This is a genomic window from Idiomarina sp. A28L, assembly GCF_000218785.1.
Classification (GTDB): domain Bacteria; phylum Pseudomonadota; class Gammaproteobacteria; order Enterobacterales; family Alteromonadaceae; genus Aliidiomarina.
In genome coordinates this window covers 103,695-118,510 of sequence record NZ_AFPO01000013.1, presented here as the reverse complement: position 1 = coordinate 118,510, position 14,816 = coordinate 103,695, and the positions used below count along the sequence as shown (strand labels likewise).

At 46.1% G+C, this 14,816-nt stretch carries 13 protein-coding genes; 4 read left to right on the top strand and 9 right to left on the bottom strand.

Annotated elements, in window-relative coordinates:
* Positions 1 to 110 precede the first annotated feature (110 nt).
* The gene (pepQ, locus tag A28LD_RS06445) at positions 111 to 1,415 is read left to right on the top strand and encodes a Xaa-Pro dipeptidase (protein WP_007420268.1); all 1,305 of its coding nucleotides are present in this window, start codon (positions 111 to 113) and stop codon (positions 1,413 to 1,415) included.
* 91 nt (positions 1,416 to 1,506) lie between these two features.
* On the opposite strand, the gene A28LD_RS06440 is transcribed toward pepQ, so the two are convergent.
* Positions 1,507 to 2,652 (bottom strand): anhydro-N-acetylmuramic acid kinase, encoded by a 1,146-nt coding sequence (locus A28LD_RS06440; RefSeq protein WP_007420267.1) that lies wholly within the window; start codon positions 2,650 to 2,652, stop codon positions 1,507 to 1,509.
* Complete coding sequence (locus tag A28LD_RS06435; protein WP_007420266.1) at positions 2,652 to 3,956, bottom strand: peptidoglycan DD-metalloendopeptidase family protein; 1,305 nt, start codon at positions 3,954 to 3,956, stop codon at positions 2,652 to 2,654. The genes A28LD_RS06440 and A28LD_RS06435 overlap by 1 nt, the downstream gene beginning before the upstream one ends.
* A 204-nt stretch (positions 3,957 to 4,160) precedes the next feature.
* On the opposite strand from A28LD_RS06435, the gene tyrS reads away from it, so the two are divergent.
* On the top strand, positions 4,161 to 5,360 hold the full coding sequence (gene tyrS / locus A28LD_RS06430) for a tyrosine--tRNA ligase (protein ID WP_007420265.1): 1,200 nt from the start codon (positions 4,161 to 4,163) through the stop codon (positions 5,358 to 5,360).
* Between the two features lie 29 nt (positions 5,361 to 5,389).
* On the opposite strand, the gene A28LD_RS06425 is transcribed toward tyrS, so the two are convergent.
* The 6 genes from A28LD_RS06425 to A28LD_RS06400 form a co-directional block, all read right to left on the bottom strand.
* Entirely contained in the window at positions 5,390 to 6,205 is an 816-nt protein-coding gene (locus A28LD_RS06425) for a symmetrical bis(5'-nucleosyl)-tetraphosphatase (protein WP_007420264.1), read from the bottom strand.
* Between the two features lie 9 nt (positions 6,206 to 6,214).
* On the bottom strand, positions 6,215 to 6,589 hold the full coding sequence (gene apaG / locus A28LD_RS06420; protein ID WP_007420263.1) for a Co2+/Mg2+ efflux protein ApaG: 375 nt from the start codon (positions 6,587 to 6,589) through the stop codon (positions 6,215 to 6,217).
* On the bottom strand, positions 6,586 to 7,398 hold the full coding sequence (rsmA, locus tag A28LD_RS06415) for a 16S rRNA (adenine(1518)-N(6)/adenine(1519)-N(6))-dimethyltransferase RsmA (RefSeq protein ID WP_007420262.1): 813 nt from the start codon (positions 7,396 to 7,398) through the stop codon (positions 6,586 to 6,588). The genes apaG and rsmA overlap by 4 nt, the downstream gene beginning before the upstream one ends.
* Positions 7,399 to 7,507: 109 nt before the next feature.
* The gene (gene pdxA, locus A28LD_RS06410) at positions 7,508 to 8,506 is read right to left on the bottom strand and encodes a 4-hydroxythreonine-4-phosphate dehydrogenase PdxA (protein ID WP_007420261.1); all 999 of its coding nucleotides are present in this window, start codon (positions 8,504 to 8,506) and stop codon (positions 7,508 to 7,510) included.
* Positions 8,507 to 9,790: a peptidylprolyl isomerase SurA gene (surA, locus tag A28LD_RS06405; protein ID WP_007420260.1), complete on the bottom strand. Its 1,284-nt coding sequence runs from the start codon at positions 9,788 to 9,790 to the stop codon at positions 8,507 to 8,509. It abuts the gene before it with no gap.
* Between the two features lie 11 nt (positions 9,791 to 9,801).
* On the bottom strand, positions 9,802 to 12,009 hold the full coding sequence (locus A28LD_RS06400) for an LPS-assembly protein LptD (protein WP_158091784.1): 2,208 nt from the start codon (positions 12,007 to 12,009) through the stop codon (positions 9,802 to 9,804).
* Between the two features lie 280 nt (positions 12,010 to 12,289).
* Here A28LD_RS06400 and A28LD_RS06395 point away from each other — a divergent pair, with 280 nt between their 5' ends.
* Together A28LD_RS06395 and murU are read left to right on the top strand one after the other, a co-directional pair.
* Positions 12,290 to 13,456 (top strand): aminoglycoside phosphotransferase family protein, encoded by a 1,167-nt coding sequence (locus tag A28LD_RS06395; RefSeq protein WP_007420258.1) that lies wholly within the window; start codon positions 12,290 to 12,292, stop codon positions 13,454 to 13,456.
* Positions 13,453 to 14,121: an N-acetylmuramate alpha-1-phosphate uridylyltransferase MurU gene (gene murU, locus A28LD_RS06390; RefSeq protein ID WP_007420257.1), complete on the top strand. Its 669-nt coding sequence runs from the start codon at positions 13,453 to 13,455 to the stop codon at positions 14,119 to 14,121. The genes A28LD_RS06395 and murU overlap by 4 nt, the downstream gene beginning before the upstream one ends.
* Here murU and A28LD_RS06385 read toward each other — a convergent pair.
* On the bottom strand, positions 14,113 to 14,787 hold the full coding sequence (locus tag A28LD_RS06385; RefSeq protein WP_040487103.1) for an RluA family pseudouridine synthase: 675 nt from the start codon (positions 14,785 to 14,787) through the stop codon (positions 14,113 to 14,115). The genes murU and A28LD_RS06385 overlap by 9 nt on opposite strands.
* Between the last annotated feature and the right edge of the window lie 29 nt (positions 14,788 to 14,816).

The following is a 14,816-nucleotide window of genomic DNA, read 5'->3' as shown; positions in this document are numbered from 1 at the left end:
AGGCGTTATATACGATACATCAGTAAAGCTTCTATTTTTTTCAAGTAACAACACTAACAGAGCATTAGGCTTTCTTGTTCATTATGAAAGCGGCCACCGATGAGGATTCTATGAGCCATTATTTAAAACACTTAGAGCAAGTGAAAGAGCGGTTTGATGAAGCACTAGAAGCAAATGGGTTCGAAAGCGTGTTGATATATGCTGGCCAGCCGCGAGTAGCATTCCTCGATGATAATGCTTACCCTTTTCGGGTAAATCCATTTTTCAAATACTGGATACCCGTTACTGAGAATCCAAAGAGTTTCATTTTTTACCGCAAAGGTGGCAAACCACTCGTTTTTCTTTTTCAAGCACGTGATTTTTGGCATGCACAGCCACAGTTGCCTCCTGGGCAATGGAAAGAGGCTTGCGATGTAGTGCTAGTTGATAATATTGCCACCGTTCGCTCGAAGTTGGCCGATGAGTTAGCCACAACTGCGTTTATTGGCGAAGATTTCGCACCGATGAATGAATGGCCGGTTGCAGCGCATAACCCACAAAAGCTAATTGATCACCTGCATTATCAACGTGCGGTTAAAAGCGAGTGTGAATTAATTAACATGCGCAAAGCAAACCTAATTGCTGCCCGAGGCCACAATGCGGCGCGCGATGCATTTTTTGCAGGTAAATCAGAGCTGGAAATTAACCAAGCTTATTTAGCGGCAATGAAGTTTCGGGAAACTGAAGTTCCATATAACAGTATTGTGGCGTTGAATGAGCACGGTGCCGTGTTGCACTATGATGTATACGAAACAGAAGCACCAACCGAGCATCGCTCATTTTTGATTGATGCGGGCGCATATTACAATGGTTATTGTGCTGATATCACCCGAAGCTACGCGGCAAAAGACGGCTTTTATGCGGAGTTGGTAGAAGCAGTAGATGCCGCCGAGCAAGCGATTATTGGTGAAATAAAGCCAGGTATTTCATACCTTGATTTGCATGTAAGCATGCACAAGAGAATTGCAAAGATCCTTGCTGAATTTGGCTTCTTTAAAGTAGATGCCGAAACTATTTATGAGCGTGGCTATACCCGTGCTTTCTTCCCTCATGGCTTAGGGCATTTTATTGGGCTGCAGGTGCATGATGTGGGTGGGTTCTTAAAGAATACCAATGGTGATTCCTTTGAACGCAATGCTGAGCACCCGTTCCTACGTTTGCTTCGTGATGTAGAGGTTGATCAAGTATTTACTATTGAGCCAGGTATTTATGTTGTTGATCAATTGCTTGAGCCATTTGAAGGCAACGAAGATTTTAACTGGAACCGGGTTTCTGAGTTACGCCCATTCGGTGGTGTTCGCATTGAAGATAGCGTGCGAGTAACCGCTGATGGTACAGAAAACTTAACTCGCGATGCTTTTGAAAAGCTAAAATAATCGTGCAGGCTTTCTAACAATACTGAAGCTACAAAAAAGGCGGCTCATCGAATTTCGATTAGCCGCCTTTTTTAATCTACTGCCATTCAAACTAACTGGCAGGAATGTAAGCGCCCAATACAGTAGCACGTTTGGCACCTGTTACCTTGGTTAGATCGGGAGCCACGCCATGAACATGGGCCCAAGCAAGCCATGCAAATAGCACGGCTTCTACCCAATCTGGGTGCACGCCAATAGCCTCGGTGGTTTGCCAACTAACATTGGGTAGCAGTGTTCGGCAACGCTCTGTTAATGCTTGGTTGTGCGCACCGCCGCCACATACGTACACCGAGCGCTTAGGCACAGAATTTGGGTTTGGTATGGCGTTGATGGCATCGGTTAAGGTTATTGCCGTTAATTCTAACAATGTTGCTTGTATATTTTCTGGCGCTGTAGGTGTTGCCCCTGCTTCTGCGTGCTGTTGCAATGCTTGTTGCAGCCATGCTGGCGTAAAGTACTCTCTACCTGTACTTTTTGGGGGTAACTTTTGGAAATAAGGATCGCTTTGCATCAATGCCAGAAGTGATTGATCTGATATACCAGAAGCTGCCCAATCGCCGTTTGCATCGTAATCGTGCTGCAAGTGCTTTTGTACCCAGTAATCCATTAAGGTGTTGCCAGGGCCTGTATCAAAGCCTATTACGGGCTCCGATTCAGATGCAGGAAGATAGGTAATATTGGCGATACCACCAATATTGGCAATAATGCGTTGTTCTTCAGCTACCTGAAATATTTTCTGGTGCAGGGCTGGCGCAAGTGGAGCGCCTTCGCCCCCAAGAGCGATATCTTTTTGCCGAAACTGGCCAACTACGGCAATGCCGGTAAGCGCTGAAATTGTGTGCGGACACCCGAGTTGTAGAGTAAATGCAGGGTTAGCATCAGGATGATGGCGAACCGTTTGGCCATGGCTGCCAATAGCTCGAATATCTGCTGCAGTGAGTTTGTTTTTCGCCAATAAAGTATGCACACCCTCGGCTACGGTTTCCGCAAACAACCGATCAGCAATGCCATATCGCACAAGCTCATTTGCGCCGGGAGTGCAAAGATCATGGCATTGTTGTTGCAGGGATTCGGGAAGTTTCCAATTGAGCGCATCGAGTTGGCTTATCGTTCCGCTCTTATTGATATGCACGAGCGCCAAATCGAGCGCATCTAGGCTTGTTCCCGAAAGAACGCCAATGAAGCGTTCAGCGCTCATTAATCAACCATTGCCAAATAGAAGCGTTTACGGCCTTCGATCATGGCTAACTGCTCTGAGGCTATAGCTTCAAACACTGGCATTTCGGCTGCGGCTAGGGCTTCGGCTTGTGGCAAGTTTACGGTACGCGGATTACGGTGCACACCATCAACTAAAAATTCATAGTGCAAATGTGCGCCTGTTACCCGCCCAGTAGCGCCAACGCGGCCGATTACTTGGCCTTGGCGTACACGATCTCCTACGTTCACCTGCCGGCGGCTGAGGTGTAGGTATTTGGTCATGTAGCGCTCGCCATGTTGCACAAAGATATAATGGCCATTGAGGTTATCATATGCACTTGCCACCACGCGGCCATCACCTGAAGACATTACTGGCGTTCCGGTTGGCGCGGCGTAATCAATGCCGCGGTGGGGTGCAACTCGGCCGGTAACGGGATGTAAGCGGCGCGGGTTAAATTCAGAAGAAACACGGTTAAATGCTACTGGAGCGCGCAAGAAAGTTTTACGCATGCTGCGGCCAGCATCGGTGTAATAGTTGCCATTCTCGTGCAATATGGCGCGAAACACCTCACCTTGGTTAATAAACTCGGCGGCAACTATTTGGCCTGTTCCTACATATTGGCCATCAATGTAGCGTTCTTCAAATAACACACTGAACTGGTCGCCTCGGCGAATATCGAGAGCAAAATCTACATCCCAACCGAAAAGCTCAGCTAGGCTCATAATTTGCCCTTGTGAAAGCCCAGCTTGAACGCCGGCATTCCAAAAGTTGCTGGTGATTTCGGCATGTGCAAAAGCAATGCGAATATCGGTAGGCTTTGCTTCTCGGTTACTTTGGTAACTGCCTGATTCTGTTTTTTCTATAATAAGGGTATCGGTTTCACTGAGGCGGTAATGTAGTGCTATTAGATCGTTGTTGGCGCCTTTGGCAAAACGTAACGTATCGCCAGGGTGAATTCGGCGCAGAATATTGGCATCTTCAGCTTGGGTTAGATCATGTAATTGGCGGGCGCTGAAACCCAAACGCTGGAAGATGCGCGCCATGTTATCGCCCGATCGAATTTCATAATCTACCCACGTGTAATCCATATCGCTCGCAACAGGTGCGTAAGAACTGCCTAGTTGCAAGGCTAGATCATAACGCACTCCTGGCTCGAGTTGCTCATATTTGGCCATGTCGCGTGAGGCACTAGCTTTTTCTGATGGCCACACCAATAGTAATAGCAACAAAATGCTTACGCTGGCAATAATCACCTGATGGCGTTTTGGCATATGCCGCAGAAATTCTTGGATTGGTTTAACCATAGGTTGGGCCCTCTGTACTTCACTTGTACTTTATTTTTTTGAGTAAAAAAACAGCGCATATTCTACTTTGTTTTCGCACTCTGCAGGACATCATATCATTTTCTTTGCACAAGCAGAAACAACGTGCTTAAAAGGTAGCGCTGAATCAAGTAGAATGCCAGATTAGAAAAAAGTTCAGTAGCCAGGTAGTGAATTGGAGTAAAGATGACTATATCGGTAGCAGAAGCCCTCGCGTTGATTACCCGAGGTGTTGATGAAGTGTTGGTAGAACAAGAGCTTAAAGATAAGTTGGCAGAAAATCGGCAACTTACAGTGAAGGCTGGTTTTGATCCAACCGCGCCTGATTTGCATCTTGGGCACACCGTTCTCATTAATAAACTACGAATTTTCCAAGAGCTTGGCCATAAAGTAGTATTTTTGATTGGCGATTTTACCGGCATGATTGGCGACCCTACGGGAAAGAATGTTACCCGTAAACCGTTAAGCCGCGAAGATGTGTTGGCGAATGCAGAAACCTATAAAGAACAAGTATTTAAAATACTAGACCCAGAGAAAACTGAGGTTCGTTTCAACAGTGAATGGATGAACGAACTCGGTGCAGCAGGGCTTATAAAGTTAGCTTCACGGCAAACCGTAGCAAGAATGCTTGAGCGTGATGATTTTAAAAAGCGCTATCAGGGCGGCCAGCCCATTGCTATTCATGAATTTCTTTACCCACTAGTGCAAGGTTGGGATTCGGTTGCACTGAAGGCTGATATTGAGATGGGTGGTACAGATCAGCGCTTTAATTTGTTGATGGGCCGTGAGCTACAAAAAGAAGAAGGGCAGCGCCCACAAACCGTAATTACGGTGCCATTGCTTGAAGGCCTTGATGGCGTGCAAAAAATGTCGAAATCGCTGGGTAATTATGTGGGTATTACCGATGCTCCGAATGATATGTTTGGCAAAATCATGTCGGTTTCGGATGATCTGATGTGGAAATACTTTGAACTTCTCAGTTTCCGCAGCGATAGCGATTTAACGGAATTAAAAGAGAGTATTGCTGCTGGTGGTAACCCGCGTGATGCGAAAGTGGCATTAGCCAAAGAATTGATTGCTCGTTTCCATAGCGAAGCCGATGCAGAAGCTGCCGAGCAGGATTTTATTCAGCGCTTCCAGAAAAATGCGATTCCTGATGATATGCCAGAAATCGAGCTGAAATTAACGGCAGAGCAGCGGGGGCTAGCGAATGTGCTTAAAGAAGCTGGGCTTGTGGTTTCTACTTCTGAAGCAATGCGAATGGTGAAACAAAATGCCGTGCGTATTGATGGTGAGAAAGCAGAAGATGCACGCTTTACCTGTGCTGTAGGTACAGCCGTATATCAAGTAGGTAAACGCAAATTTGCGCGCATAACCCTAGCTTAAAATTTTGGTTTGGGATTTCACACTGAGAATCAGCGTTGCCAGCCGGTAACGCTGATTTTTTTATTGCTTTCAGGCTCCCAAACGGTAAGGTTTTCACCCCACACACAACCGGTATCAAGGCCAATAATATCGCTACGTTTTGTATCGCCCATTAAGCTTGCCCAGTGGCCAAATGCTATACGCCACGGCGATACTTTCCGTGCGTTAAACCAAGGCTGCAATTTTAGTTCCGGCGCTACATTATCGGGGTGCTGCTTTTCGTTAAATTCGAGTGCATGGGTATCGGTTACATAGCGCATTCGGGTAAATACATTAACAATAAAGCGTGTGCGTTCATGACCACTTAAATCTGAGCGCCATAATGCGGGTTCGTTGCCGTACATTTTATCGAGGAATTGCACAAAGTTGCGGCTTTGCAAACAGAGGGCTACCTCATCAGCATATAGTGCTGCTTCATCAACACTCCAATCCGGGTGAATTCCTGCGTGGGTGATCACTAATGATTGGGATGCGTCGGCTAACAACAAGGGTTGTTTGCGCAGCCAATTTATCCAGAGATCGCGATCTACAGATTTGGCTAAATCGGCTGTACGGTCTTTTGGGTTAGCTTTTCGCAGTTGGCAAAGTACTGCTAACGCATGTAAATCATGATTGCCCAGAACACACCGGAACGAACCCCCTAGTTCGGCAAGGAATTCGAGAGTTCCTTGGGCTTCTGGGCCGCGCCCAATTAAATCGCCAACGGCCCAAAGTTCATCGCTTTTGCTGTTGAAATCAACCTTCTTGAGCAAGTTCTGTAATGGCTTTAAACAACCATGAATATCACCGATTACGTAACGCGCCATGGTAATAGCCTAGTGAAGAATGTTGGGTTGGGCGAGAGTGAATACTGGAATTGGAAGATCCCAAAATTGGCCGTTATCATCAACCATCCCATAGCTTCCTTCCATGCGGCCTAACGGTGTTTTCAACACTGTACCACTTGTGTAGGTAAACGATTTTCCAGGTTGAATATGGGGCTTTTTGCCAACTACGCCTTCCCCAACTACTTCTGTAGTGTTGCCATTGGCATCGGTAACTGTCCATTTTCGATTTAACAGTTTTACCGCACCATCGCCGGTGTTGGTAATAGTGATAGTGTAAGAAAAAACAAATTGCTCTTTTTCTGGCATTGATTGATCTTCAAGGTACTCAGTTTCAACCTGAATGCTTACTTCATAAGTGCTCATATCGTTCGATCGTTCTCCGTAATCCAATTTGCCATGCGCACAAAATCTTCAACTGCTAGCGTTTCTGGGCGTACTGTAGGATCGATATTGATACTCTCCAATTCTTCAGCAGACATCAATTTTTTCATGTTGTTGCGCATGGTTTTTCGTCGTTGATGAAATGCCATGTGGCATACATGGTTCAACGTTGCTCTATCAAGCACTGGCCACGGTGATTCACTATAAGGCTCTAAACGAACTACAGCAGAATCTACTTTCGGTGCAGGATCGAACGCTTCGGGTGGTACCTCAATAACAGGAATCACCTTACAAGCTTGTTGAATCATTACCGTTAAGCGGCCAAAAGCTTTGCTTCCTGGTGCCGCAGCCATTCGCGCAACCACTTCCTTTTGCAGCATAAAATGCATATCAGAAATAGTATCTAACTGGCTTAATAAATGAAATATCAGCGGCGTGGATATATTGTAAGGTAAGTTGCCAAACACTCGAAGCTCTTTACCTAGCTCACGCGAAAGGTTACCAAAATCAAACTTTAGCGCATCGGCACGGTGAACGGTAAGCTTACCTGAAAATTCGGTTGCTGTTTCTAGGCGGCTTGCAAGATCACGATCGAGTTCTACTACATGCAAATGGCCAGCGCGCTCTGCTACTGGGCGGGTGAGCGCAGCTAAACCGGGGCCGATTTCAACAATAGGTTCGCCAGGCTTTGGCGCAATGGCTTCTACAATGGCATCGATCACCATTTCATCTTGTAAGAAGTTTTGGCCAAAACGTTTACGGGCGCGGTGGCCATCAAGAGCTTTACTCATGGTTAGTTAGGTATCCTAGATATTCTTTTAGCAGCAATGCGGTATCGCCAATGATGGTTAGTTTCAGTTCGTTCATCACAAACTTATTATGAATGTTTTCAGAGTGATTCTAAAGCGCGTGTTGCGTATGTTTTGCGGCCATATCTAACGCTTGCTCTAAGGCTATTTTAAAACTGCCGGTATCGGCGGTGCCAAGCCCAGCTAAATCGAGCGCGGTGCCGTGATCCACCGATGTTCTTACAAACGGCAAGCCAAGCGTGATATTCACCGCAGCACCAAAGCCTTTATATTTTAGCACGGGTAACCCTTGGTCGTGATACATGGCTAAAACTACATCGGCGTTTTGCAGATACTTGGGTTGGAATATAGTATCGGCAGGAAGGGGCTCTGAAAGCTGGTAGCCAAATTCTTGCCGCAACGATTCAAGTGTAGGGCTAATGATATCAATTTCTTCATGGCCTAAATGGCCGCCTTCACCAGCATGGGGGTTTAACCCACACACTAAAATTCGAGGCTGAGCGATACCAAACTTTTTCACTAAATCGTGATGCAAAATATGAATCACTTGGGTTAAACGTTCAGTAGTAATCGCTTTAGCTACATAAGCTAGGGGAATATGAGTGGTAACAAGAGCTACGCGTAAACCTTCAGTAGCGAGTAACATTACTACATCTTTGCAGTTTGCTTGATGAGCAAAGTATTCAGTGTGGCCACTAAAGGCTATACCTGCTTGGTTAATGATGCCTTTGTGAACAGGCCCGGTAACTATAGCCGCAAACTCGCCGCTCATATTTCCTTGGCTAGCTCGGTATAGGGTATCAATTACATAATGGCCATTGGCTTCGTTTAAAGTGCCCGGAACTACGGCTGCTCTTACCGGTATGTGGCAGATTGTAAGGCTACCAGCACGCTGAGCTTTTGGCTCAAGTTGCGCATTATATTCAATAAAGGTTATGGGCAAATTAAGTTGTTGCGCGCGCGCGGCAAGCATTTCTTGATCGGCACAAACAACTAGCTCAGCAGGCCAATCCTGCTGAGCTAAGGTAAGAATGAGATCTGGGCCGATACCCGCCGGCTCTCCGGGAGTAACGGCAATACGTTGAATCATTTAAATGCGAATATCCACAAAGGCGTTATCACGTAACTCTTGCAACCAAACTTCCATTTCCTCTTGGAATTTACGGCTGTATAGAATTTGCTGTGCTTGTTCTCGCATGCGCTGCTCAGTAACATCTTGCTGGCGGCGTTCGAGTACTTCAACGATATGCCAACCGTGAGTAGTTTTGAATGGTTCGGAAATAACATTTGGCTCCATTCTTGCCACACGGTCGCGGAATTCGGGAACATATACATCAGCAGGAGCCCACTCCAATACACCACCTTGAGCTGCAGATGCGGTATCAGCTGAGTTTGCAGATGCGAGCTCAGCAAACGTTTTTTCACCCGATTGAATTTGCTCGCGGAACTCATTCAGCATTTGTTGCGCACGGTTATCGGAAAGAATTACTGAAGGGCGTATGAGAATATGTCGAGAACGCACTTCTTCATTAACCGCTTGTTGTGCACCGCGAACATCTTGGATTTTTAAAATATGAAAACCCAAACCGCTGCGAAGTAACCCAGCAACATAGCCTTGCTCTTGATTTTGCAGCGCATTAGCAAATAACGTTGGCATCGCGTTAATCGACATCCAGCCCATATCACCACCTTCCAGTGCATTTTGTGCGCTGGATGCGGTAATCGCTAACTGTGCAAAATCATCGCCGTTGCGAGCAAGTTCAAGAACTTGCTCAGCACGTGAACGAGCCGCAATTTCATCTACTTCACCTTCTTCATTTTGCAGGCCAATAAGAATATGTGAAACGCGATACTCAGTGCTGTTAGCCCCTTGCTCTGAAATCAAATTCATCAACAAATCTATCTCTTGCGGGCTCATATAAATACGGCGCTGAATGCTTGAGCGCTGAACTTCTGACATCACGATTTGTTTGCGTATTTCTTCGCGATACTCTGCCCAGCTGGCACCAGTTGAGGTTATTTCTAAACGTAAGCCTTCAACCGACAAGTTGTTTTCGCTAGCAATGCTCGCAAGCGCCTGCTCTAGAAAAGCATCATCAATTTGAATTCCCATACGGTTGGCCATCTGCATTTGTAACTTCTGCGTAATTAAACGCTCAGTAGCCTGCGTGCGAATAGCTGTTTCAGATGGAGCATTAGCACCGCTCGTACCCATTTCTGAGCGAACGTTGGCGATTAGATCGTTAAGCTCGCTCTCTAGAATAACTTCTTCATTCACCACAATTGCAACGCGGTCCATAAGTGTTTCTGCGTACGCCATTGTGCTGGCCAGCATGGCAACCACACCAAAAGCCAAGGCTGTAATTTTTCTCATAAAGCTTCCAATTAATTACTTAAATAAAACGGTCTACGGTATCCAAAGATACCCTGTTGCAGCATATTCATCATTGCGCCTGTGCTGTTACTTAGGCCTGTGAGAATAAACTGCACGCTAACGCCATTATCGAACCCTGCAGGTGGTAGCGGACCATCCGCAAAGCTTAAATCATAATTTCTATTCACGCGGCGATACGCACTAATACGAATCGACCAACAGCAACGATCGTATTGAACGCCTAATAATGCGTCCATGGTTCGATTCGTGCGTAAATCGTTATACCAATGCCCAGCTACGGACCAATCGTTAGCTATCTTCCATGAAGTAGTAAAACCAACTTGTTCTACTTCTTCATCAGTACCCACTAAGCCCTGCACTCGCCGATAGTTCAACTGTAACAAGTTAGCGTCGTCTTTACGATACTCAACGGCGATTCTTCCCTTTCGGGCTAGGCTTAAATCAGTATCGTATTGTACCGCAGAACTCACATACCAACGCCGGCCAATTTGGAAATCCAATTCCGCTGCAAGTTCTGAGTTACTCGCGGTTACTCTGCTAGTTTCATCAAATAGCTGAGTTTGGCTCTCATCAAGATAAATTATCTGACCTAAGCTCAAGCGCATAAGTTCCACAGCGTTGCTATCAAAAAAGCTTGTAGTTGCGCCAAGGGTTATTTGGTGTGCATCAGCGATACGATCAAGGCCGGTGAACCGCCGTGGGCGAAACAAGCTATGGTAATCATCTTGCATTAAAATAGTATCGTAGATACCAATTCGCGTTTGATCTTGATGAGGCACATATAAATATTGTACTTGCGGCGTTAGGGTTTGTAATCCGTTGCCGTTTTTAAAGGGCCGCTCAAGGTGAACGCGGCCGTGCCAACGAAATTGCGGTAAATAACGGGTAACAGAGGAATCGCGCTGCTCATCAGCAGTTTGCTGGTATTGGGTGTATAAATAGCTTACATCCGCGCGCCAATCCCATGCTGTTTTCACCATGGCGTAACTGAGCGTTGGCTCTAGGTGAAAGCGAGTTGCCTTGTCTGTTGAATCGTTCGGGTTACGAAAATGGCTGAGCTCAGAAAAGAACTGCATACTGAAGTTGCCTGGCATCGATTCATCATGCCAAACACTCATTTTCGGAAGTGTTCTATAAGGTGCGCGATAAGGGCCGAGCATTTGAAAATCTTCTATTTGAATTTGCGCACGGGTTTTATTGCCATGGTAATCCACTTGTCCGCGACGATATAAATGTGGGTCGGCCCGATTTATATAAGGATTACCAAAATCATTGATATAGGCGCTATCACTAACTTGGGTGAAATCAATATAGCCACTCCACGTATCATCAAAATCGGTGTTGTGTTCTAAACGCACAAATGAGCGGCTATTATTGTTATCTAGCGAGTTGTCATCCGGCAAAAACTCGAGTTGAATTTCGCTTTCGTGCCGTTCATTCATAAAGCGAAATTCAGTATTTGTCATTAACCCACGTTTACTCATGTAGCGTGGCGTAAGTGTAAGATCGTAATTAGCTGCAAGGTTAAAGTAATAGGGCACTTCAAGTTCAACACCATTGCGTGCAGAGCTACGAATAGTTGGGTACAAAAAGCCAGATTTGCGTTCATCGTTCAAAGGAAAGGTGAACCGAGGAATATACAGCACAGGAACATCAAATAATCGGAACTGTGCGTTGCGAGCGGTTCCCCAGCTTTCGTTTTCATTCACTTCTATTTCAGAAGCACGAATTTGCCATGCTGGGCGCTCACCTGGGCACGTAGTAAAAGTACCATCGTGCAGAGTAATGAGGCGGTTGTTCTCAGCGGCTTGAATTTCAATAAGCCCGGCGGTGCCTATCGCTGCGCGAGGAATTAGAAAATATTCACTATCAAGGATTAGGGCCGTTTCGCCATTAGCATCAGCTTCAATCTGTTCTGCTTTTACTGCAATATAGCCATCCGTGTAGGTAAGGCTGCCTTCGGCTCGAAATTGGTTTGTTACTTGATTAAATGAAGCGCTACTTGTGGTTATTCTCTGGTCACCCTGAATAAATAATACATTCCCGTTAAACTCAGCAAAGCGATTTGCCGCAACTTGGGTATCATCAGCGCGAATAATGATATCGTTAAGGTTATCGCTATCGATAACTCGAAGCTGCTCTTGGGAGCTATTATCCATCAGCCAACTTGGTGTTACGTGGCAGGCGTTATCGGCCATTTGCTCACCACTAACTATTGGGGCTGCTATATCCTCTGTTGGCTTCTCATTATGAGCAATTGCGGGCAAGCTGAGTGCTGCAAATAGTGCAGTAGTAATGAGTGAAAGCCGGAGAGGCTTACATGTGTATACAGAAGGCGATAACATCATGAAGGCTGAGTAAAGTATCCGAATCGGTTCACAAAGATAGGTATAATAAAGCAATTTTCTCGTGCGGGCTATTTGCGAAGCATCGGAAATAGGTAATTCTATATAAATGAATAAACTTGGGAGCAATTTCGTGGCGAAGGATAGAATTTTAGTGCTGGGCGAATGGGCGGCAAAGAGGCTCTCGGAGCTGTTAAAGCAGAACATACTGCCGGCACATCTAGATATCCGTATTCTTGCCGGTGATGCAAGCTTTCGTCGTTACTTTCGGGTTGAATTAGCTATCGGTAACGCGCAGCCGCCGCAAAGTTTCGTATTAGTAGATGCGCCACCACCTGAATCGTTAGAGCCTTTTGTATCCATTGCGTTAGCTTATGCCGAAGCGAATGTGCGCGTGCCCAAGGTATTGGCAAGCGATGCCAAGCTCGGTGTTATGTTACTTGAAGATTTCGGCGATGAGTTGTTTTACCAACGCGCCACCACAGCTGATAAACCGGAACAATATTACCAGCGGGCTATTGCTGAATTGCCGGCAATTATGCGGGTGTTAGAGCATCGGCAGGGAACGCTTCCAGCGTATGATGAGGCGTTGTTACGCCGCGAGAATGCCTTGTTTTCTGATTGGTTGGTAGGCACTCACTTACAGTTAGAGCTTTCACCAGCTGAGCAAAAACTTTGGCAAGGATTTTCAGATCGGCTGGTAGAAAACGCGCTGCAGCAGCCGCAGGTTGGCGTGCATAGAGATTATCATTCGCGTAATTTAATGCTTCTTAATGCGCCGGAAACGCAACTCGGTGTAATTGATTTTCAAGATGCAGTGTGTGGGCCTATTACTTATGATTTGGTATCGCTGCTGCGTGATTGTTACGTAGTGTGGCCTGATAAAATGGTTCAAGAATTGAGCCAGCACGGCTATAAAGCATTACAGGCTGCGGGTATTTTGCCAAGCAGCGTAAGCGAAGCTCAGTGGCAACATTGGTTTGATTGGATGGGCTTGCAGCGGCACACCAAGGCTAGCGGTATTTTTGCTCGGCTTTATCATCGCGATGGTAAATCAGGGTATCTGAATGATATTCCCGCTACGGTTGATTATTTAAGGCGTGTGGCAAGCAAATATCCAGAACTTACGGATTACAGCGATTGGTTGCAGCAACGCATTATTCCAGCGATTGATGCTTACAGCGAACGAACTGCCCAGAGCGCGCAAACTGCCCAGAGCGCGCAAACTGCCCAGAGCGCGGAAACAGCCCAGAGCGAACGAAATGCCCAGAGCGCGAGTAGCGCAGAGAACAGCAAATGAGGGCGATGATTCTAGCCGCAGGCCGCGGCGAGAGAATGCGGCCACTTACCGATCACACACCAAAACCATTATTAAAAGTAGCAGGAAAGCCGCTAATTGTATGGCACCTTGAGAACCTAAAGCGCGCAGGTATAGAGCAGGTAGTTATTAATACAGCTTGGTTGCCAGAACAGTTCGAACAAGCACTCGGTGATGGTAGTAACTATGGGGTTCAGATTACGTATTCGAAAGAGCCCGAGGGTGGTTTAGAAACAGCCGGTGGTGTTATTAATGCATTACCGCATTTAGGCGATGAACCATTCGTTTTGGTAAATGGTGATATTTGGTGCGATTTTGATTTTCGTAATTTGCCGAAAAGCATTACTGAGCTCGGCCACTTAGTTATGGTAGATAACCCTGAGCATCATCCATCAGGTGATTTTTCAATTCGTGATAGTTTTATAAAAAGTACGCCAGCCCTCACATTTAGCGGCATCAGTATTTTACATCCAAAGCTCTTTGCTGGCGCTGAAGTAGGCTTTTTAAAGTTGCGGCCGTTTTTTGAGCAAGCAATTAATAAGCATAGTTTAACGGGTGAGCATTACCAAGGATTCTGGACCGATGTAGGCACACCAGAACGCCTAGCGCAGCTTTCTAGTTTTTTAGCGAGTGATAATTCAGAGTAAACAATCGGCTGCGAAATCGATAGGTAATTCAAATTCCATAGCTTCGCCCGTTCTTGGGTGAGTAAAGGCTAGATATTCCGCATGCAAAAGCAATCGTGTGGCGCCTTTTCTAGATGCTTCGGTACCATACAAGCGATCACCCAAAATAGGGTGCCCAAGGCTATTCATATGAACTCGCAATTGGTGGGAACGGCCCGTAATTGGGCGCAATACAACGTCGGTCCATGCTGCAGTGCCACGAACGGTTTCGTAGTGAGTTAGAGAAGCCCGGCCTTCTTCATGGCAAACCATTTGTTTCGGCCTGTTTGGCCAATCACACCGCAACGGCAAATCAACAGAACCAGTAGCGTTTTCGAGGGCACCATGAATGCGAGCTCGATAGCGTTTGCCTATTTTTCGGTGTTCAAATTGCTTGCCGAGTTCACCTTGAGTGTATTTATTTAACGCCATGATAATAATTCCCGAGGTGGCCATATCTAAGCGATGAACAATGCGCGCTTCTGGCAGAGCGCGGCGCACTCTCAGCTCTAAACTATCTTTGTGTTCAAGGGCTTTGCCTGGAACTGTAAGTAATCCTGCTGGCTTGTTTATCACCAACAAATCATTATCCCGATAGAGAATTTCCAACCAAGGAGAGATAGGCGGATTATAAACAAACATGGGCATTTATCACTTTTCAGTTGCGAGCTTTTAGC